The organism is Neolewinella lacunae, assembly GCF_014349155.1.
Lineage (GTDB): Bacteria > Bacteroidota > Bacteroidia > Chitinophagales > Saprospiraceae > Neolewinella > Neolewinella lacunae.
The window spans coordinates 214362-234720 of sequence record NZ_JACSIT010000152.1 but is presented as its reverse complement, the minus strand read 5'-3'; the positions used below and the strand labels follow the sequence as shown (position 1 = coordinate 234720).

Below are 20359 nucleotides of genomic sequence, written 5' to 3'. Positions count from 1 at the left end.
TCAGCCGGCGCTGGACGTCTCATTTAGTAACTCTCCACCCGTAATTTCGGGACCGCCACCACGGCCCTTTCCTCAGCGCCGCCGTTGGTAAAGCCCAAAGGCCAGCAAAAAGGCCACTCCGGAAGCGGCAAGCAGTACCGTAAAGCTCAGCGCAAGCGTGCCGAGGGTAGACAGGAAACCCAGCAACGGCGGACTGGCCAGGAAACCAACGTAGCCCAGTCCCGCCACCAGGGCGATGCCTTCGGAAGAAGAGACCCCCTTCGTCTTGCCCGCCAGCCGGAACAACTCGGGGATAATGACCGAGAAACCCAGCCCCACCAACGCAAAACCGAGCAACGACAGCCAGTAATTGGCCAGGAGCACCAAGACATATCCCGCTGCCGCCAGCAACGTGCCTCCCATCACGATGCGCATGGCACCGTAACGACCGGAGATGCCATCCCCCAAAAAGCGCCCCAGCATCATGGTTGCCGAAAAAGCCACGAAACCGAAGCCCGCCAGTTGGTCGGAGCCCACCTTGACCACGTCCAGCAAATACAGTTTACTCCAGTGCTCAATGGCTCCCTCGCTGCCCATAATGAGGAAAGCCAGCAGGGCCAGACCCCACAGAGGCCGCAACAGGGACATCCGGAATCCCCCTTCCCCACGGTCGGTTTCCGGGCTGCGCGAAGAGATATAATTGCCCGCTACCAGGGCGGTGGTGAGCACAATAAAGCCCGCCACCAACAGCGCGTGCTGCCAGGGGGCCGCAAAAAGCGGAATGAGCAAACTGCCAATTCCCGCACCAATCACCCCTCCCATACTGAAGAACCCGTGGGCCGCCGACATGAAGTGCGCATCATCCGCCTTTTCCAATTCCGAGACCAGCGAATTCATCGCCACGTCCAGCAGACCCGCCAACGCCCCCGCCACGAACAGACAGCCGCAAAGGGCCAGCAGCGATGGGGCCAGCAACGGCGGAATCATCGAAAACGCGAAGGCCACCACACTCGCCGCCGTGGTGCGCCCCAGGCCGATCCGCCCAATCAACCAGGAACTGAGGGGGACGATCGAGAGCGTCCCCATGGAAAATGCCAGCAGGGCCAGGCCCAGGGCCGCATCATCCAGCGCCAACCGGTCTTTGACTGTGGGGATGTAAATGGCCCAGGTGCCTACGACAATGTTGAGCGAGGCAAAAGCCCAGGCGGGAGCAAAATACCGGCGGGTACGAAGGATGAGCAGCAGCGATTTCATGGAACAGTCTGGGTAAGTCAGCCCCAAGGTAAGCGGCCGGGTAAATCGGTGAATACGGGCAAGTGACTAAATCGTTTTTAAACGACTATAATCGATTATATTCGATTAAAGAACAACTGTTTGGTGCGCCGGGGCGGTACTTGCGGCTGAAACCCCGCTTGCCGGGGGCCAAAAGCATCAGACATGACCAGCAATCCCGAACTAGATCTCGCCTTCAAGTACGTCAGCCAAACCCGGCGACACATTTTCCTGACCGGTAAGGCCGGCACCGGCAAAACCACTTTCTTGCACCGCGTGCGTAAGGAGATCCCCAAAAGAATGGCCGTAGTTGCCCCCACGGGGGTGGCGGCCATCAACGCCCGGGGGGTGACCATCCATAGCCTCTTCCAGCTGCCCTTCGGGGTCATTCCCCCCAACGGCGTGAAGGAGCGCAGCCGCCGCTTTAATAAGGAAAAACTCCGCCTCATCCAGAGCCTCGACCTGTTGGTGATCGACGAGATCAGCATGGTGCGGGCGGATGTCCTGGACGCAATTGACGAAGTCCTGCGGCGGCTGCGGCAGTCATCCGATCCCTTCGGCGGGCTGCAGTTGCTGATGATCGGCGACCTGCACCAGCTGCCTCCGGTCGTACGCGACGAAGAAGTCCGGGAATTGAACAAGTACTACCGAACGACCTACTTTTTCGGCAGCCGCGCCCTGGAGAAGGCACGGCCGGTCAATATCCAGCTGACCAAAATTTTCCGGCAGTCGGATGCCAACTTTATCAACCTGCTCAACCGGGTGCGGGACCGGCAGCTGGATACGCCCCTGCTCCAACGGCTCAACGAACGCTTCCGGGCCAACTTTGCTCCGCCCGACGAGGAGGGATACATCACCCTTTCTTCGCACAACTGGACGGCCCGCGAGATCAATGCCCAGAAGCTCGGCACCCTCCCCACCGAACTGCACATTTTCTCGGCTACCGTAAGTGGTGTCTTCCCCGAATCAATGTATCCCAACTCCTCCACGCTGGAGTTCCGCGTTGGGGCCCAGGTAATGTTCAATAAAAATGACACAATTGACCAGGCCTATTTCAACGGCAAGATCGGCCGCATCGAAAGCATCGAAGAAGGGATCATTGCCGTCCGTTGCCCGGGCGAAGACGAGCTGCTGCACGTTGGGGCCGTCACCTGGCAAAACATCAAATACGAGCTCAACCCCAGCACGAAAAAGGTAGAAGAAAACGTGATCGGCACCTACACCCAGCACCCGCTGAAACTGGCCTGGGCCATCACGATTCACAAGAGCCAGGGGCTTACTTTTGACAAAGTCATCATCGACGCCGCCGATGCTTTTGCCCACGGGCAGGTCTACGTGGCCTTGAGCCGCTGCCGGACTTTCGAGGGCATCGTACTGCGCACCCGCATCGAAGACCAGAGCGTGAAGACCGACGCCGTAGTGAGTGCCTACAGCCACGCGGCCAGCGAAAGACAACCTACCGAAGCCAACTGGCGGGCCGACCGGCGGGCCTTCGCCATCGACTGCCTCCGGGAATTGTTCGGTGGCGAAGAGCTGCGCCGCACCGCTGGCCAACTCAACCGTGTCTTACTGGAAAACGAGAAGACCATCCAGGGCACTGCTCCCGCCGACTTCCGCCGTCTCCACCGCGAAATCATCGAAAAGGCCGTAAACGTAGGGCAGCGCTTTCAACCGGCGCTGGGAGGCTACGACCCCGACTGCCCTACCGACCCGGCACAGACGGCACTCTGGGAGCGCATCCGGGCGGGCGGCGATTACTTCCTCGGCTACTTCCGCAACACCCTCTCCCCCGGCTTGCAGGAGTTGAGTTTCCTGACCGACAACCAGGCCGTTCACCAGGCCGTCACCACGGCCCTGCAAGACCTCCGGCGGACAGTCTACGTGAAGCAACAGCTCTTCGAGGCCCTGGCCAGTCCGTTTGATCCGGCGGCCTATACCCTGCGAAAAGCCGATGCGGCCTGGGATTTTACCGATCTTTTCGCGGCGGAGATCACTACCCGGCGGCGCGTCAGAATCCCCGCCAACGTTACCAACCCCGGGCTCTACACGGCTTTGGCCAACTGGCGCATTGCCGAGGCGGAGCGCCGGGAAATCCTCCCCTTCACCGTACTGCACAATACGGTTTTGATCGAAATCGCTCGCGTGGTCCCCACCACCCCCGATGCCCTGCTGAGCATCCACAAGTTCGGTCCCAAAGCGATGGCCAAATACGGCAACAGCATCCTGCAGATCATCGCCCGCCACACCCGCAACAACGGGAGCCCGGCCCAGCCTGCGCCCCCGCCCCAACGCCCGAACGTAGCGGCGAGCACCTTCCACCTTACGCTCGATCTGTTTCGCCAGGGCAAAGACCTATCCGAAATCGCGGCCTTGCGCGGGCTCAAGGAAAGCACCCTCCAGGGACACCTCTGCTACTGGGTGGAACAGGGGGCCATCCCGGTGTTGCAACTGGTCCCGGAAGAGTGCCTCGCCGCTTTGTTGCCCCACCTGGAGATGCACCCCGATGCCCCCGCGGGCTTCACCAAATACCACTTTGAAGACCGCTACGATTACCACCAGATCCGCGCGGTGATGGCGCACCGCAACTGGCTGGCCAGCGGGCAACTTCAGGACGCCGGTTGATGGGCGCGGCCGCAGGTGCCGTGGCCGCCTAAAGGAGCGGAGGGGGGAAGACCGGGAGGACATTCCTCTTCCGCGACCTTACTTTGCTCTTCGAAAGACGGGCCCCGCACCCGCGGCCGCGCCCTGCGGAGATTTACTTATTGAAAAAGCGGAAGATCGGCACGTCTACGCTGAAGGTGACCATGCCCCGGACGGAGCGGGCTTCGCGGACGACGGGAGAGCCCTCGGCAGTGAATTTGCGGACGCTGGGTCCGTCCTGCGCACCGATGCCGAGGCTGAACGGCGATTTCGGAAAGTTGTACAGGACGTGCAGACCGGGAGCGATGACGTTGGCGGGGCGGAATTCGGGCAGGCGATCCACCCGGGCACTGCCGGGCGCTTCATCCCGCGACTCCAGGCGGAAAGCCGTTAGCGCCCCCAGATCCAGCAAGGAACCGAAGAAAGTCAGCGATTTGCTGCCCCCGATATTGCGGCTGTAACTGAAGCCCACCGGCACGAAGAGCGAAGCCCCGAAGACGGCTTCTTCCAGGCTGGCATCCTCTACATCCACGGGTAAGACCAGCCTTTCCCGGCTCAGGGCCACCCCGAAGTAAGCGCCCAGTTCTACGCTGGACGGGCGGTTGCGTTTGATCTGGGAGCTGCCGGCGGGCAAGGCCACCGTGTTAAGGGCATTCTCAAACTCGGCGGGACTTTCGGCATTGGCCACGTCGGCCATAAAAGTGCCGTAGCGGAAGAGGTTTTCGCGGAATTGATCGACGCGGCTGGGGTTCAGTTTAGCGATGCGCTTTTCCACCATGTTCAGTTCTTCCCGAATCCGTTGGATTTTCAGGTCGCGGATGCTGTTGGCGATCTCTTCGCGGCTCAGGGGATCCGTTTCGCTGAGGAGCTGGCTGCTGTACAATTGGAGCCTTTTCTCGTCCCGCTCGTCGCCCAGCATCGGTAAATCCTCCGAAGACGGGGTAGCAAGGGCCACGGCGCGCAGGGCTTCATTCTTTTCGATGACGTGGTTATCGATCAGTTTGCGCAGGTCGTCGCGCTGGCTTTCCAGCCGCTGTTGTTTTTTGCTGGCGGCGGGCAGAATATCGAAAAGCCGCAACAGGTTGAGCAGATTATCGACCGCATAGCGGTATTCGCCGATCTGGCTGAGGCGGAAGATTTCGTTCAGCTCGTGGCTTACCTCGGGTACTTTTTCGAAGGCCGGGAATTGGTCCGTTAAGGTAAACGCTCCCCCTTCGCTGCTGGGATCCTGAAGCAATTCTGCGGTGAGGATGGATTCGAGGGTGTTGGTAATGAAGGCAACCGCCTGGATGCGCCGCACGGTTCCTTCCGGAAAGCCGGCGAGTTGCTCATCCGCTGGCAAGGCGCGGAAGTCGGAGAGATAGAGCCCGAAGTCCAGCAAAAAGTCGGCAATGCCCGGAGCGTTTAGTGGCCCCAGGTTGGGTACCCGGGTTATGCGCTCCTGGCTGAGGCCGGCCAGCAGGTGGCGGGCGCTGGTGTTGGTCTGGAAGATGGCCATGTCTTTCTTGTCGATGAACAAGTCACTATCGGCATCCGAAAGGAGAAAGAACACTTGCTGGGCCATCCCGAACACCGTCTCGAAAGTGGTGAGGTTTTGGTAGGTCCGCACCAGGCTATCGGCCCGGCTGCTGCTGTAGCGTTGTACGGCACCGTGGAGCTGGTCGTAAGCCTCCCCGGTAGCGTCGATGGCGGCTTGTAACGGGGGCAGGTTGGCGGCCTCGCTGGGGCCCGTTTTCATTTTTCCCAGGAAGGGGGAGCCGCTGTCGCCGCGGGCCATCACCCAGTCGGCCAGCCGCTGCCGGGTGGCGTTGATCTGCTTATCGGCGTTGGGTTGACCGGGGATGATCTCTTCGGCAATCTTGCGTAAGAGGCGCAGGGCGGGCTGTTCCGGTGCGGGGGTATAGGCCAGTTCCGCATCGATGCTTTCCAACAGGATTTTTAGTTTATCGGCCGAAGAAAGCTCGGCCAGCTTGGTGGCTTCTTCGTAGTTGCTGACCTCCTGCCGCAGATCGATGAAAGCCGCACGGGCGTTTACCAGGCGATCAATCTGTGCCGCGTAAATTTCCAGATCCCGGCGCTGGGCCAGCAGCTCCCGGACGGCCGTAAGGCCCGCCGCCCGCCGCTCAATGGCGTCAAAGGGCAATGCTTCTGGACCGAAAAGTTCATCAAAACGGGTAAGGCTGGGGTAAGCCTCGTAGTACTCGTAGGCTTCCTGACCACGCAACCAGGCCCGGACGATGCCCGTGGCAGGTGGGTCGGGCTTAAGCTCCCAGTAGTTGTTCTTCAGGGGCAGTTTCTCGGCGTCGAGGGGCAAAAACAGCTCAGCGGCGCGTTGGTAAAAGCCCTGCCGCACATCTTCGGGCAAATCCCCCGTCTCTACCGCATCGAGAATGGGGTTGAAGAACTGGCTGCTGAGCAAGTTCTCCGCCGCCGCAAACTGGGTATTAAGGTTGTCGGTGGTGCGGATGTAATCGTCAAAGGCCAGCAGGATTTCCTGGTAGGCCGGGTTGGTGGTGTCCACCTTAGCCATCCGCAAATCGATCTGGCAACGGGTATCGATGCGGGCGCGCTCCAGTTCTCCGTAGGTAAAGGCGAGGATATCGGCCAGCGGAACTTCCCGCATTTCCAGATCGAGAATGCGGTAAATCAAGAAGACATTGTACACTTCGGGGTTGCGGAAGCCGGCTACGTCTTGCGCCTCCAGAAAATTCCCTAGGTTAAAAGCAATAGCGTTGAGGTCTTCGACGAAGGCCTTGCGAATGCTGGGCAAAATGGCTTTGTAGTTCAGCAGATCCAGGCTGGGGAGGAAGTTGGAGGTCTCGGGGAAGAGGTGTTCCAGCTTGTTCCGGTTAATGTCCTCGCGCAATTTGGTAAGGAAAGTATACGTGAGTTCTTCCTGGGCCCGGCGGCTGATCCAATCGGAAAGACCGGCCAGCGCGTTGCCCACCAGATTGGCAGAAGAAAGCCCGGTGGGTGCGTTGTTGGCTCCTTCGGCTGCCGCTTTGAGGTTGAATTCGGTGCTCGGCGGACTGGTAAAGGTTTGGCGAATCTTACCGAGATCGACCTTGTGGCCGCGCGAAAAAAGCTCCGCGCCGGGCAGTTCCTGCAGGAACGAAGCCCGCCCTTCGGTAGCGATGGTGGGAGGGAAGGCCAGGCCGCTCGGCGGCGTGTAGTCTTCCAGCAGCTTATCCAATCTTTCGTTGAGGAGAAACGCGCGCACGTCGGCGTTATTCCGGTAGTGGTTCAACAGTTCCGGGCCCGAAAGCAGCCGGTCCACTTGCTCCGCGTCCGGCATTCCACCGTAGTACGCTAAAGTAAGGACAATGGTGTCCAGCGCGGGGTTATCCACCGGCTCCCCGATTTCCCGCGCCACCGGTGCCAGCCGGATAACGCGCTGGAGATCGAGGCCAATGTTTTGGCTGTAAGCCACGCACGAGAGGAGGAAGACGCCTCCCAGCAGTAAAAAACGAAGTGATGGTGTCATGTGCTTTCTCATACCATAATACTAAAGGCGAATAAATGGGGCGCATTGCCGGAAGCAGTCACGGAGGAGCCAAGCGACGGGCAAAATGCGGAAGGTTCCAGGATTCAGGCCTCGGGAAATGTGTTGGCTTTCATAAAATCCGCCGCATCCTGGATTTTCTCCGGGAAGTTGCGCCCCTTGGCTTGCTCGATACCGGGCAGCAGGATTTGCTCCGCCCGTGCGCATTCGGCGTTGCTGCTCGTTACCTGGTTCAGGCGCAGGCGCTCTCCGTAAACGGATTGGGCCAGGGTGAATTCGTTGCGGGCTGCCACGTAGGCCACTTGGTCGTAATTATCACCGGCCAGGAGCAAACGGGTCCGGGTCTTATCAATGGCCGAGCGGAGATTGTCCAGGTTATCGATCATGCGCTGGTTGATCGGCAGGGTGGTGCCCGCCGGGTTTCCCTTAGGCGGAGCAGCGGGTGGTGGAACGGCCGTGCTTACCCATTCTTCCAGGCGGAACTGGATTTCTTCGGGATCGTGCCCGGCTTCGGCCAGCGAAGCCTTCAGCTCCGCCACCGGGTTATCTGCAAACGACGCCTCGTCGGGGAAGGGCGTCATGAGGCTGAAGGCTTGAAGACGGTCAATGAGCCGACGAATGTCCTCCTTGGCTTTTTCAGAGACCAGTTGTTGTTCCCTGACGAGTTGCAGACGCCGGAGGAAGAGTTCCCGGCAAAGCCCACTGACGTCGGTCAGCAGGCGGTCTTTAAATGTAGACATGGGTGAAGTGTGTAGGGATGCTTTCCTATTGAGTGCCAGCCCCCGCCCAAACCCTAAACACGGCCAGGCCAGGCGGAGACATACCGCAAATTAACGAATATAAATGCCTAACAAGTGTATCTCCGTTCCAACAAGGTCCTTTTTATCTTCCACCGTTAACCGTCAGGATCAGCATTTGCCCACCCCAAACCCACCGTTTCATCACCAAAGCAGCCCGCAACTACTCCCAGCCAATGCTGATTTTCAGGTTGGGGGTGAAGCCCAGTCCCAAGCGGTCAATGTTCTCCGTAAATAAGCGATCCCTAAAAACAGTCGCCTCCCCGTTGCGCCGTACGACCGTTTCCCGATCCAGGATATTGACCTGGTCGTACACATTGAGCAGCGATAAAGACCAACGCCCCACTCCACGCTCGCCCAGTTTCCAGGCGTAGGCCAGGGAGAAATCCAGCCCGTGGTAGGCTGGCAACTGGGCTTGGTTTAGCTCCCGGCGGACCACAATCGGGCCCGATCCAATGCCGTCTTCGGGCTCCCGTTGTTCCACGGTGTAGCGGGTATAGCGCGCGCCCGAGGCGTACTGCCAAGCCAGGGTGGCCGACCAACGTGGGCCCTGGTAGGACCCCACCAACCGCAGCTGATGGCGGCGGTCGTTATCCGCCGGGAAGTACCCACCTTCAATACGGGGGAAATTCCACTCCGTTTTGCTCAGGGAATACACCGCCCAGGTCCGCAGTGTCTTGCTCCACCGCTTTTTCAGCAGTACATCCAGGCCCATACTGCGCGAATCGCCCGTGGAATAAGTGCTCTGCAAGAGGTTAAAATTGAGGGAAGAAATGCCCGCAATCCGCTTTTGGTAGAGTTCCAGATCGATCAGCCAGTCGCGGGGACTGCCGGTAAAGCCCAGCGTAAATTCCCGGCTTTTCGCCACGGCAAAGCGCTCGCCGTCGGCCAGGGTCCACAGCGCGGCGTTGCTGCTGATCTCGTCCTGGTTGAGGTCCAGCAGTTCCCGGGCAAATTGGTGGTTTTGCCCGTAGCCCGCCTTCAGCAGCCAGTTTTTGCCCAAGGCGTAGGCCCCCGAAATCCGGGGCTCGGGGTAGAGCGTTGCCGTGGGCAGGTAGTACTGCAGGCGCAGGCCCAGCTCCGCCCTCCATGGCCCCCGGGGCACCCAGTGGTAACTCCCGAACGCTGCCAATGCCGTCGTCGCACCGTCCCGGATGTTGAGCGCCCGGATCCGCCCCGTTGTTTCGTTGGTGCTGCTCAAAGACATCTGGTAGGTGTAGTGCTGCCACTGCCCGCCCGCCTTGAGTGTCCCTGCGGGCCCCACCGGAAAGCTGTACTTCGCCCGCAGGGAGGATTCCGCAATTCCACTCGTACTCTGGTTGCTTTGGTTGATCCTGGCCTCGGTGAAGGCATTGAGCCCCGCGTTGTAAAAGTCGGTATGCGATAAATGAACGTCCAGCGTCCTGCCCCCGGCCAGCTCCCAGGCGTACAACAGGCCGATGCCCGCATTGCGGCTGGACAGAAAGTTCTGGTAAAAGCCAGCCTGCTCCGGTGTCCCGAGCTGGTAACGAAAGTCATCGTCCTGCACAAAAGCACTCAGCCGGACGCGCCGCCCCCGGCCGAGATTATACTGCCACCGCCCGTTGAACTCCTGAAAGTCGAAATGCTCCTCCGCCGCCAGGCGCGTGGAAGCCTCATTAAGGATATCCCCAAACTCTTCGCCCTGAAACACCTGTGTCCGGTAGCTCTGGTAGGTCGGCCCCGCCAGCAAGCCCGGCAAAGTAGTGCGTACGCCCAGGAACAAGTCCGAACGATCCCGCACCAGGGGAATCCGTAGATGGGCATCGCCGTTGAGCAGGCTGGCTCCCGCCCCAACGTTGAGCGTGTTCTCGATGCCATCATCCGTGCCAATGCGGACGACGCCGGAGACCCTCCCACCGTATTCGGCCTCCGCACGGCCCCGCCAGACGCTGACGTCTTTGACCAGTTCCGGGCTAAAATTAGATACCATCCCAAAGTAGTGACCCATGGAATAGATCGGTATATCGTCCCACAGCACCAGATTCTGGTCGCGGGTCCCTCCCCGGATGGAGAGATCGCCCGCCGTCTCGTTGTTTACGCTGATGCCGGGCAGGAGGGAAAGGGAGCGGTACACTTCCTGCTCGGCGTAGCCCGCGATGGGGGGCGCTTTGTCCTGCCGGATATCGATGCGCCGCCCATCGGCCGTCGCCGTAATGCCCTCAACGAGGTATTCCGAGATGAGCACCGAGGCCAGCTCAATGGTTGCCGCAGTAAGGGTAATGGTCCGGCAGTCGGTACCCACCAGGTCAGCCACGGCAAAGGTGCGGCTGCCGTAGCCCACGTAACTGAGGCGCAGCGAGTCGGTAGCTGACGCCCGGATCACGCCTTGGTAGCTGCCCTGCGCATCGGTCGTCAGTCCCCGCTGCTGGCCCACTATTTCCACCGTCACGAAAGGCAAAAACTCCCCCCGCTCGTCGTTCGTCAACAGGCAAAGTGACCACTCGGGTAGGTCAGTAGCCCCTCGTGGACGCAGGCTCACGTAGCCATCGCCCAGCCAGGTGGCCTCCAGCTGGTGCGCGGTAAAGAGCTGGCGGGCCACCTCTTCCCAGGTCGCCTCCCGGAAACGGCCGCTTACGGTCTGCCCCGCCACGGTGGTGGCCAGGTAAGAAAATTTGAGCCCGTGGTCTTGCTCCAGCTGCCGCAGGGCAACTTCCAGTGGTACCGCATTAAAATCGGCGCTGATGCGTAGCTGCTCGGGGGCTTGCGCCGGCAGTGCTGCGCCAACCAGGAAAAACAGGACCAGACCGGGGAGGAACCGTGGCATACGCTACTCGTTCAGGCGGAGGACGACCCGCTGCCCGCTACGCGTGTACGTCACGCCGCTCAGGGGGCTCAGGGCAATTTCCAGGGCACGGTCGGCATCGTCGTTGGGGAAGGAAGTGCTCAGCAACTGCTGGTCATCCAGCCCCGGAGGAAGGTCGATCTTGAGGGCGAATTGCCGCTCCAGCTCGCGCAGTACCTCCGCCAGTGGCCGGTTTTTAAAGGCAGATTGGCCGTCCAGCCAGTCCAGTGCCTCAGCGGCATCCGTGGCGGTAGTTGCTACGGTGCCATCCGCCGCCAGGGCCACGGAGTTGCCTGGCGTCAGCAGGAAGTCTTCGCTGTTGCCTGCGAAGCTTACCCGCACACGGCCCGTGGCGCAACTCACGCGCATCTCGCCGTCGCGGCTGTACACATTAAAGGAGGTTCCCAGTACGGTGACTTCCCCCTGTGCAGTAGTGACCACAAATGGGACGGTGGCTTTTTCTACTTCAAAAAAGGCCTCGCCCGCCAGTTCCGCCGCACGGCTTTCGGCGGTGGCGTCGAATGCCAGGGTACTGCCCGCGTTGATCCTGACGGTCGAACCGTCCGGCAGAGCGGCCAGCTCCGTTTCTCCCGCCCCGGCGCGGTAGCGTACGGCGCCGTCGGGCCAGAAGAGCCAGGCCGTCAGCAACAGGGCTAGCGCAGCGGCTACGGCGTACCAGGGGCGGAGCCGGCGCAGCCGGGTGGGTGCCACCGCTTTTTCTTCCTGGGCGCCGGAGCGCAGGTGCTGGGAGGGGCTTTGAGGAGCAAGGCGCGTCGCCCTCAACCGCGCCAGTTCCGCCTGGGCATCGTAGGGCGGAGGACGCAGCCCCTCCGCCGCCCGGGCAATGCGTTCGTAGGCGGCAAAGTCATCCCGCTCCCGCAGGGCAGACGCTTCCTCCGGACTGAGGGCATTGCTCAGCCAGCGGGCCAGGATGGTATCGTCTTGGAAAGGCTGCGCCATGGTGATGGAGGATGTGTCATTAAAGTAATCGCTTGGCCGCGTTTTACCCTACCCCGGTTCCGTAGTTTTTTTTGGGGGCGGACTTTTTTTGTCCGGACGGCCATTGCCAGCGTCCCTTTCCCTGCACCTGCGGCCGCGCCCTGGCCCCCACCATCCGGGGGTCTATACGCCCGGGTGCAGCTCCCGGAGTTCCACCAGGGCGCGGTGCATGCGCTTTTCCACGGCCTTTTGTGAAATGCCCAGCAGGTCCGCAATTTCCCGGTACTTGAGCCCGTCGATGCGATTGAGCAAAAACACTTCGCGTGACCCCTCGGGCAGGGCCGCGATGGCCGCGTCGAGCCGCTCGGCAAATTCTTTTTCTTCCAGCAAGGCCTCCGGAGACTCGCCCTGGGCCTCGTCCGTGCGGACCATCTCCAGAGCGTAACGACCCGCCACCCGGGCCTTGGCCACCTGCTGCAAAAACAAGTTTTCTCCTACCTTAAACAGCCAGGCCCGCGCCTTATCGGGCAATACCTTACTGCAATTTTCCCACAGGCGCACGAAGGCCTCCTGCACCAGATCGGCCGCACTTTCGGCGTCGCCCGTCCGGTAAAACAGAAAATTGCGCAGCAACGGGGCTACCCGCAGAAAGGTGGCGTCAAACACGCTGGGTGCGCACACTCCGGACTGGTCTTCGGCCTGCATCATGGAAGAAAATTCGACGCTTTGAAAATATTTTCGTGGCCAAGGTAGGGTAAATTGCGCGTTTCGGATTTGGGTTTATGAAGGGTGCGCAACGCACTCCTCCTCATCACCCGGGTGGCCCCCCAAAGGCCATTCACAAATCATTACCCAATGTTCAATTTCCCAAAAAACATTCTCCCCTTCCTCTTCCTCCTGGCCTTCGCCCTCGTCTTTACCGCCTGCGATGAAGACGCCTTCGTGGAAGAAACCCTCATCAACGTAGAAATCGAAGAGGAAATGCCCGATTTGCTCGAGGCTGCTTTGCCGCCACCCAATATCACGGAAGAACAGGAAAGCTACCACTGTTTCCAGTTCGTTTTCCCCGTGGAGATCATCCTCTCCAATGGCACGACGGTGACGGCCGAGAATCGCCCCGAACTGCGCGCGCTCCTCGCCCGCATCCGCAACAGCAGCCTGCGCGGCAACTTCGTCTATCCTTTTGACGTCACGCTGGCCAACGAACGGGTAGTCACCATCGATAACTTCCGCGAATTCCGCCGCCTTGTCCTGGCCTGTGGTGACCGCGAAGAGCGTTGCTTCGACTACAACTTCCCCATCGAACTCAACATCGCCCGCCGCACCGTGACGGTAAATAACTACGTAGAATGGCACCGCGCGGTAATTGCCGCTGGCCGTGGCGTTGCCGTAACGATCAATTACCCCATCACCGTTACCCTCGCCGACGGTTCAACCCTGACCCTGGAAAACGCAGCCCAACTGGCCCGCCTGCGCTACAACTGTGGCCACGAAGACGACCGTGCCGACCACGACCTCAATCCCTGCTTCACTTACGTTTACCCCGTCAATATCCTGGTGGATTCCGTCTCCGTCTCCGTAGACACCCGCCGGGAGTGGAACCGCGTAGTCCACGAAGCCCGTCGCGGCGCAACCATTACCCTGGATTACCCCGTTACCGTCACCATCACCGAAACCGGTGAGGCGATCACCCTCGCCGGGCGGGAAGACTGGGCCGACGTCCGCGAAGCCTGCAACTAACAAGCATTCTCCCAACCCCCTGAACTACGGTGCCCGGTACACGATGTGTACCGGGCACTTTTTTTAGCGGGACGCTGCGGTGAAGAATCAACGGCTTTCGCGCAGTTTAAGGATTTTAACCTCTACCCGCTGGTTGCGGCGGTTGCAGTCGGGGGCGTTGTCCATACACACGGGCCGGCTGTTGCCGTAGCCTTTGGGCAGCATCCGTTCGAAGCCAATGTTGTAGGTCTTGAGGTAGCTTACTACGGAGCGGGCACGGTTTTCGCTCAGGCTATTGGCAAAAGAGGGGCTGGCCAGGCGGCTGGCGTGGCCACCAATTTCTACCACCACGTTTTTGTTCTGTTGCATGAACCCAACGATTTCCTGCAGCGCTTCCTCGCTTTCCGCTTCCAGTTCGGCGCTGTTGGCCTTAAAGGTGATTTCCTCGATGGCAAAGACCTGTCCTTCGCGGAGCGCCGCTTCGGTGAGGCCCAGTTTCACCTTGGGGGCGGGGGGGGAAGAATTGCTTCCGTTGGGTGGGTTTTGGGATCCACGGGGCGTTACGGGCGTCGTCCGGATGCGGTTTTCCGGGTTGGTGAGCACCACTACCGGGGCCTCCGCCGGGCCATCGGGGAGGTTCAGGTCTTTTTCACAATCAATCGGGCGGATGGGCTGGATATTGTCCAGCAAGAGGTTCCCGTTGTAGGGCACCAGCATGGGGGTATTGTAAAAGGCCTCCAGCGTGATGTGGGTGTAATCTTCGTCCGGGGAAAGCTTGATGCGGTATTCCTGCCAGTCGTAGTTGCTCACCACGGCCGAGCGGCCCAGTTCCTGCGCCCGGTCACAGATGGAGTAACCACCGTAAATTTTGAGCCGGATGGGCGTGTTGTAGTTGCTGGGTGCACCCGTAAGGCGGCTGCGGCTCAGGTACACCTCCGAGCGGGCCAGGTGAATGCGGAACTCGTAGCACTGCCCGCCCACCATTGGCGCGCCCAGTTGCTGGCCCACACTTTCGTAGGTTTCATTTTCGCGGGTGACCATACCGAGGTAGGTCTTTTGGTCGAAGGGCCGCTTGCTTACGCTGAATTCGAATTTCGGATCGGGGTGAATATCGGGCGGGGTTTCCACGGGAAATCCACAGTTCGTCCAGCCCAACGGTGCCGCACTGTTGCGCGGCATATCCTCAAACGAGGGATTGCGAAGAAAGAGCGTACCATCCCCTTGCGCACTAAGCGCCGCAGCGGCATAAATCGAAAGGGTGAGTGTCAAGAGATAGGGATAAAGTCGCATTGATGAATGCTTGGTTTGAAAGTATAACGCGGCGAAAGGCGGGGTGTTGCAATGGGGCTTTTCCTCCCATGCAGTCTGCCACCGCTACTGGCCCATCAGCGGTACCCGGCTTCCGGCTGGCCACTGGGCCGGTATCGAGACCGGAGAGATAACGTTTTTCACCCCGCTTCCGCTTCTCCGCCACGCCATCCGCTTTCGTTACTTTTCTTCGGGAAGTACCCCTGGAAAGTCCGTGCGGAAGGTATTCAGCAAACTGCTGCTGGTCACAAAGTACAGCTTTCGGCCAAAACTTCCCACCCCGTTGAGTTCGATGGTGGCTACCTTGAGCAAAAAAAAGCGGCTGTAGGAGATGCGTTCCACATCCCGGCTCCATTCGTAAAAGGCCGTGCGGAAGTAATTGCTGATGTATACTTTCTCCCCGTCTGTCTCCACCCGCTTAAGCCGCCAGAGCAGGAGCCAGAAGCTGGCCACGGCCGCCACGAGGGTGAAAAGCGTAGCCCAGCGGAAAGACGTCAGGGGGATGCCCGCAAAGTATTTGGCCTCCGCCAGCCAGGCCACGAGCGTAACGCCGGCCAGGATCGTGGTCCAAAACACGGGCACGAAAATCTTCAGAAACAAAGTGGCGTTGGACGATAATCGGTACATGCCACAAAGGTACGTTGCCACCGCGCAGTCTGGGAGGATCCGGGGCCGACGAAGCCGGAAAATGCCTCAGTGCGCTTAACCGGCGATGGCCGCCTGGGCTTGCAGGATGTGCCGCCAGTTGTGGTACACCACCACGCGCAGGGTATCGCCGAGCCGTAGCCGGATCAGGCGGCTGATGCTGATGCCGGTCTTCGTTCTGGTCAGGTCTACCTGCGCGGCCAGGCGGAGCAAATCCAGAAGATCTTCCTGTTGGCGGATGAATTCCACGACGGCGGGCAGGCCGACGGCGGCAGAAAAGTTTTGGGGGTTGGCGCTGCGGAAGGTGGAAATCTTGCGCATCGCCGGGCCGGGCTTCATGCCGGCGGCAAATTTGTTGCCGAGCCACGAGGAGGTGAAGGTGGCTGCCGCTCCCCGGTGCCGTGTCGTCGCCATTTGCCGGCGGATCTCGGGCAGGTAATAATCGCCGTAGTGGTTCAGGTGAGCCAGGCATTCCAGCGCATTCCAGGCATCCGGGCGCGGCCGCAGGTGCAGGGTGGCGGAATCCAAAGCAAGGAAAGAACGGGCAACGGCCAGGTTCTCTTCCGTCCGGCGGGTCAGGGCAGCCAGGAGGTCGGCGGTATTGCGGGCTTGCATCGTGGGGCAGTTTGTTGTGGGAGGCAAAGATCGGCCCCGCCCGCTCCCCCGTTCTTGATGCAACGCAAGATTACGCAGGGCTGGTAACGAACTACGCCCCCGAATGTCGAGGCACTCGGGGGCGTATTCGTTGGGAGTCTTTGGCCTTCCCCTGTCCTTAAGCCTGAACCTTGCACCTGCGACCGCGCCCTAAAAAGGATCAGGCAGGCGGCCCGGGAGCGTCAATTGGCCATTTCGGAGAGGAATTTGATGCGTACGAGTTTGATCTCGTCGATGGTGACGTCTTCTTCCTTCAGTTTCTGGAAGGCGATGTCGGGGTCGTCGGTCTCGGCGCGCATGAAGTACTCGTAGGTTTCTTCCAGGCTGTACTCGTCTACTGCGTCTTCGATGTAGTAATCGATGTTGAGTTTGGTACCCGAAAGGACGATGACGACCATCTCTTCCAGCAGTTCATCCATCGTCAGCTGATTGCCCGAAGCGATGTCTTCCAGGGGCAACTTGCGGTCGACGCCCTGGATGATGTTGACCTTTTTCTTCGATTTGTTGGCAACCTGCTTGACGACAAAATCGAGCGGGCGGTCGATGTCATTCTCCTCCACGTGCTCTTCGATGAGCGTGAGGAAGGGGGTGGCGTAGCGGCGGGCTTTGCCGATGCTGACGCCGTTGATGTTTTTCATTTCGTCCATCGTGATGGGATAGCGCGTGGCCATCTCCAGCAGGCTGGGGTCCTGGAAAATCACGAAGGGCGGGATGCCGAGGCGTTTGGCTTCTTTCTTGCGGAGGTCTTTGAGGGCCAGCAGCAAGACCTCATCGAGGACCACCGCACGGGCGTCGTCGGCCGCGCTGCGGATGTCGTCGGCCAACTCTTTTTCAAAGTCGTGGTCAATCGGAATCTGGAAGCTGACGGGCTTTTTGAGGAAGGCCTCGCCGGCTTCGGTCAGCTTGATGAGTCCGTAGGATTCAATGTCTTTACGGACCAAGTTATTGAGCAGTGCCTGGCGGAAAATCGAGCTCCACAAGACTTCTTCTTCGCCTTTCCCGACGCCAAAGCCTTTCCGGGCGGTGAATTTGTAGTCCTTCATCTGCTTCGTCTCCTTGCCAAGGACGAATTCGATGAGGGTTTTGAGGGGGTAGTTTTGGTCGAGCTCCCGGACGGCAGAAAGGGCGTGGACAAGTTTGTCCTTTACCTCAATCCGCTTTTTGGGGTGGCGGCAGTTGTCGCACATCTTATTGCAGTCGGCCTCGGCGTATTCTTCTCCGAAGTAGTGCAGTAAGAAGCGGCGGCGGCAGGCCGTCGTTTCGGAGTAGGCCATTACTTCCTGCATCAACTGGGCACCCATTTCACGCTCCATCAGGGGCTTATCGCGGAGGAACTTCTCCAGTTTGAGGATGTCGCGGTAAGCGTAGAAGGCTACGCAGCGGCCATCCATCCCGTCGCGGCCCGCCCGGCCGGTTTCCTGGTAATAGTTTTCGATCGACTTGGGAATGTCGTAGTGGATGACGAAGCGGACATCGGGCTTATCGATGCCCATCCCAAAAGCGATGGTGGCGCAGATTACGTCGACCTCCTCCATCAGGAAGTCGTCCTGGGTCTTAGAACGGGTCTTGGGGTCGAGGCCGGCGTGGTAGGGGGCGGCTTTGACGTCGTTGACCCGGAGGGCTTCGGCGATTTCTTCGGCGGCTTTGCGGCTCTGCACGTAGATGATGCCCGACTTGCCGGGGATTTCCTTGACAACCTGGATGATCTGCTTGATCGTGTACTCCTTTTTGCCCTTGGGGCGCACCTCGTAGTAGAGGTTATCCCGGTTGAAGGAAGAAACGAAGGTGTTGTGGTCTTCCCCCATGCGGAGGTTCTTCACGATGTCGGACTGCACCTTGGGAGTCGCCGTTGCCGTCAGGGCAATGATGGGGATATCATGCCCAATCTGGTCGAGCATTTCCCGGATGCGGCGGTACTCGGGGCGGAAGTCGTGCCCCCACTCCGAAATACAGTGGGCCTCGTCGATGGCCACAAAAGAGATGTTGGCCTCCCGGAAGAACTCAATGTTCTCCTCCTTGGTCAGGGTCTCCGGTGCGACGAAGAGCAACTTGGTTTCTCCGCTGGAGATGTCGTCTTTCACCTGCCGCATCTGGCTTTTGGAGAGGGAAGAATTCAGGAAGTGGGCGATGGCATCCGATTCGCCGTGGGCGCGGATGGAGTCCACCTGGTTTTTCATCAGGGCAATGAGGGGGGAGATGACGAGGGCACAGCCGTCCATCATCAGTCCGGGCAGCTGGTAGCAAAGGCTTTTGCCGCCGCCGGTGGGCATGATGACGAAGGTATCCTTACCATCGAAAAGGGATTCGATGATGGCTTTCTGGTTCCCTTTGAACTGGTCAAACCCGAAGCGTTCCAACAACGCTTTTTCGAGATGGCTTCCTACTGGTTTCGCGGTCATTTTGTTCGATTCGCTTTGCTCCGTTTGATTCTTTTACTTTTGCCGATGGATTCGTGGTACAAACTTTTTTTTCGTGACGGTCGGCGACGGAAGGTTTTGATAAAACTCGGGAGTTGCCGTCAGAGCCTACTGCTCTGGGGCGGCGTTTAAAATACGGGATTTGGGCGAAAGGTCAGGCATCAAAACGCGGTAAAGGCGTCTAAACCTAAAATTAAGGGGTTGAATCGCCGATTCTGTGCCTTCTGACTGCAAAAACTTGCGTCCGTCACCAGCTTCTTACGGCGGCGCTCCCCCTTAGAGCGCCCAAAAATACACTTTTTTGTGAAAAATGCAAGTCTTATTCTTCAGGTGGCTACCAAAACCTTGGAAATCGAAGCGAGTGCGCTGCGGGAGATGAGTGCCTCCCTTGGCGACGCCTTCGTTGGCAGTGTAAATGCCATCTTCTCTAGCCAGGGAAGGGTGGTAGCAACCGGAATAGGGAAAACGGCAATAGTGGCACAAAAGATTGTAGCTACATTCAATTCTACGGGTACCCCGGCCATTTTTTTACACGCCGCCGACGCAATCCACGGCGACATCGGCATGGTGCAGCCCAATGACGTGGTACTCTGCATCAGCAAAAGCGGGGAGACGGCCGAGATCAAGATGCTGGCCCTGCTCACCCGCCAGCTGGGTAACCCGCTCATCGCCATGGTGGGACGGCCAGACTCCACCCTGGCCCAGCGGGCCGAGCACGTCTTGCACACGCCCGTCGACCGCGAGGCCGATCCCAACGACCTGGCCCCCACCACCAGCACGACCCTGCAAATGGCCATGGGCGACGCCCTCGCTACTGCCCTGCTGGCCCTGCGGGGGTTCAGCCCTCAGGACTTCGCCCGCTACCACCCCGGTGGCTCCCTCGGCAAGCAACTCTACCTGCGGGTATCCGATCTCCACGCCCACAACCAGCAACCCGCCGTGTTTCCCCAGACGCCCCTCCACGAGACGCTGCTGGAAATGACGGCCAAGTGCCTCGGCGCCACCGCCGTGCTCGTCCCCGGAACCCGTCAACTGGCCGGCATCATCACCGATGGCGACCTCCGCCGCATGCTCGCCCGCGCCACCGACCTACAGAACGTAGTGGCGCAAGACATCATGACGGCCACCCCGAAGACCGTGGCGAACGATACCCTGGCCATCCAGGCCCTCGCCATGCTCCGCGCCCACAGCATCACCCAGTTGCCCGTGGTCGATTCCGCCGGCCAGTACCTGGGCTTCATTCACCTCCACGATCTGCTGCGCGAGGGGCTGGTTTGAAATTAACGTGGGGTTGAGCCCTGGCAATAATCACCACCCATTGGTCTTCAACGGCCTTTAGAAGTAGGGTGTCTAATCTGATGGGTTTAACCCGTACGCGCTTTAGGGGCCTGCCTAGGTTGAGACCCTCTGGGTCGATCCAACTAAGCACAGTGGCGTATTCTCCTACGACCCAGAGGGTCTCGACCTATTAAGCGCTTGAGCCTCCCCTGGTTGATCTGGGGTTGAGCCCCCAACGAACGGGCCAAATTGAGTACGGCTGCGGCCTGGCTAATTAGACTGCCTACCTTTAGAAGTAGGGTGTCTAATCTTAGGCTGTTCCGTTTGAATATGATTGTACGTTACTCTTTTTGCCCTCTCCCTCGGCTTATTTCTGGGGCCCCTACCCCAGAAAACGCGTCCAACG

The 20359-nt window shown here is 59.7% G+C and carries 13 protein-coding genes; 3 read left to right on the top strand and 10 right to left on the bottom strand.

Features of this window, described 5'->3' with window-relative positions; all coding sequences use genetic code 11:
- Nucleotides 1–72 precede the first annotated feature (72 nt).
- Nucleotides 73–1233 (bottom strand): MFS transporter, encoded by a 1161-nt coding sequence (locus tag H9S92_RS19770; RefSeq protein ID WP_187468427.1) that lies wholly within the window; start codon nucleotides 1231–1233, stop codon nucleotides 73–75.
- A 183-nt stretch (nucleotides 1234–1416) separates the two neighbouring features.
- On the opposite strand from H9S92_RS19770, the gene H9S92_RS19765 reads away from it, so the two are divergent.
- A complete protein-coding gene (locus H9S92_RS19765) occupies nucleotides 1417–3873 on the top strand; it encodes an HRDC domain-containing protein (protein WP_187468426.1) in 2457 nt (818 codons plus the stop codon).
- Nucleotides 3874–4006: 133 nt separating this feature from the next.
- Here H9S92_RS19765 and H9S92_RS19760 read toward each other — a convergent pair whose 3' ends face one another.
- The 5 genes from H9S92_RS19760 to H9S92_RS19740 form a co-directional block, all read right to left on the bottom strand.
- Nucleotides 4007–7375, bottom strand: coding sequence for a hypothetical protein (locus H9S92_RS19760; RefSeq protein WP_222936180.1), 3369 nt, complete (start codon nucleotides 7373–7375; stop codon nucleotides 4007–4009).
- Nucleotides 7376–7479: 104 nt separating this feature from the next.
- A complete protein-coding gene (locus H9S92_RS19755) occupies nucleotides 7480–8133 on the bottom strand; it encodes a hypothetical protein (RefSeq protein ID WP_187468424.1) in 654 nt (217 codons plus the stop codon).
- Between the two features lie 220 nt (nucleotides 8134–8353).
- Nucleotides 8354–10975 (bottom strand): TonB-dependent receptor, encoded by a 2622-nt coding sequence (locus H9S92_RS19750; RefSeq protein WP_187468423.1) that lies wholly within the window; start codon nucleotides 10973–10975, stop codon nucleotides 8354–8356.
- Between the two features lie 3 nt (nucleotides 10976–10978).
- Complete coding sequence (locus H9S92_RS19745; protein ID WP_187468422.1) at nucleotides 10979–11953, bottom strand: FecR family protein; 975 nt, start codon at nucleotides 11951–11953, stop codon at nucleotides 10979–10981.
- Between the two features lie 162 nt (nucleotides 11954–12115).
- Nucleotides 12116–12640, bottom strand: coding sequence for an RNA polymerase sigma factor (locus H9S92_RS19740; protein WP_222936179.1), 525 nt, complete (start codon nucleotides 12638–12640; stop codon nucleotides 12116–12118).
- A gap of 147 nt (nucleotides 12641–12787) precedes the next feature.
- Here H9S92_RS19740 and H9S92_RS19735 point away from each other — a divergent pair, with 147 nt between their 5' ends.
- Nucleotides 12788–13672 (top strand): hypothetical protein, encoded by an 885-nt coding sequence (locus H9S92_RS19735; RefSeq protein ID WP_187468421.1) that lies wholly within the window; start codon nucleotides 12788–12790, stop codon nucleotides 13670–13672.
- Between the two features lie 87 nt (nucleotides 13673–13759).
- Here H9S92_RS19735 and H9S92_RS19730 read toward each other — a convergent pair whose 3' ends face one another.
- The 4 genes from H9S92_RS19730 to H9S92_RS19715 form a co-directional block, all read right to left on the bottom strand.
- Complete coding sequence (locus H9S92_RS19730; RefSeq protein WP_187468420.1) at nucleotides 13760–14941, bottom strand: OmpA family protein; 1182 nt, start codon at nucleotides 14939–14941, stop codon at nucleotides 13760–13762.
- A gap of 198 nt (nucleotides 14942–15139) precedes the next feature.
- The gene (locus H9S92_RS19725; protein ID WP_187468419.1) at nucleotides 15140–15586 is read right to left on the bottom strand and encodes a hypothetical protein; all 447 of its coding nucleotides are present in this window, start codon (nucleotides 15584–15586) and stop codon (nucleotides 15140–15142) included.
- 75 nt (nucleotides 15587–15661) lie between these two features.
- On the bottom strand, nucleotides 15662–16219 hold the full coding sequence (locus H9S92_RS19720) for a DinB family protein (RefSeq protein ID WP_187468418.1): 558 nt from the start codon (nucleotides 16217–16219) through the stop codon (nucleotides 15662–15664).
- A gap of 221 nt (nucleotides 16220–16440) precedes the next feature.
- Nucleotides 16441–18657, bottom strand: a complete 2217-nt coding sequence (locus H9S92_RS19715) for a RecQ family ATP-dependent DNA helicase (RefSeq protein ID WP_187468417.1) — start codon at nucleotides 18655–18657, stop codon at nucleotides 16441–16443.
- 321 nt (nucleotides 18658–18978) lie between these two features.
- Between H9S92_RS19715 and H9S92_RS19710 the strand changes: the two genes are divergently transcribed.
- Nucleotides 18979–19953 carry a KpsF/GutQ family sugar-phosphate isomerase gene (locus H9S92_RS19710; protein WP_187468416.1) on the top strand — a complete coding sequence of 325 codons (975 nt, stop codon included), beginning with the start codon at nucleotides 18979–18981 and terminating at the stop codon, nucleotides 19951–19953.
- Nucleotides 19954–20359 lie beyond the last annotated feature (406 nt).

What these genes read in the sequence shown, in the direction of transcription:
- H9S92_RS19770 (WP_187468427.1), bottom strand. Translation starts at nt 1,233, where the DNA reads ATGAAATCGCTGCTGCTCATCCTTCGTACCCGCCGGTATTTTGCTCCC.
- H9S92_RS19765 (WP_187468426.1), top strand. Translation starts at nt 1,417, where the DNA reads ATGACCAGCAATCCCGAACTAGATCTCGCCTTCAAGTACGTCAGCCAA.
- H9S92_RS19760 (WP_222936180.1), bottom strand. Translation starts at nt 7,375, where the DNA reads ATGACACCATCACTTCGTTTTTTACTGCTGGGAGGCGTCTTCCTCCTC.
- H9S92_RS19755 (WP_187468424.1), bottom strand. Translation starts at nt 8,133, where the DNA reads ATGTCTACATTTAAAGACCGCCTGCTGACCGACGTCAGTGGGCTTTGC.
- H9S92_RS19750 (WP_187468423.1), bottom strand. Translation starts at nt 10,975, where the DNA reads ATGCCACGGTTCCTCCCCGGTCTGGTCCTGTTTTTCCTGGTTGGCGCA.
- H9S92_RS19745 (WP_187468422.1), bottom strand. Translation starts at nt 11,953, where the DNA reads ATGGCGCAGCCTTTCCAAGACGATACCATCCTGGCCCGCTGGCTGAGC.
- H9S92_RS19740 (WP_222936179.1), bottom strand. Translation starts at nt 12,640, where the DNA reads ATGATGCAGGCCGAAGACCAGTCCGGAGTGTGCGCACCCAGCGTGTTT.
- H9S92_RS19735 (WP_187468421.1), top strand. Translation starts at nt 12,788, where the DNA reads ATGTTCAATTTCCCAAAAAACATTCTCCCCTTCCTCTTCCTCCTGGCC.
- H9S92_RS19730 (WP_187468420.1), bottom strand. Translation starts at nt 14,941, where the DNA reads ATGCGACTTTATCCCTATCTCTTGACACTCACCCTTTCGATTTATGCC.
- H9S92_RS19725 (WP_187468419.1), bottom strand. Translation starts at nt 15,586, where the DNA reads ATGTACCGATTATCGTCCAACGCCACTTTGTTTCTGAAGATTTTCGTG.
- H9S92_RS19720 (WP_187468418.1), bottom strand. Translation starts at nt 16,219, where the DNA reads ATGCAAGCCCGCAATACCGCCGACCTCCTGGCTGCCCTGACCCGCCGG.
- H9S92_RS19715 (WP_187468417.1), bottom strand. Translation starts at nt 18,657, where the DNA reads ATGACCGCGAAACCAGTAGGAAGCCATCTCGAAAAAGCGTTGTTGGAA.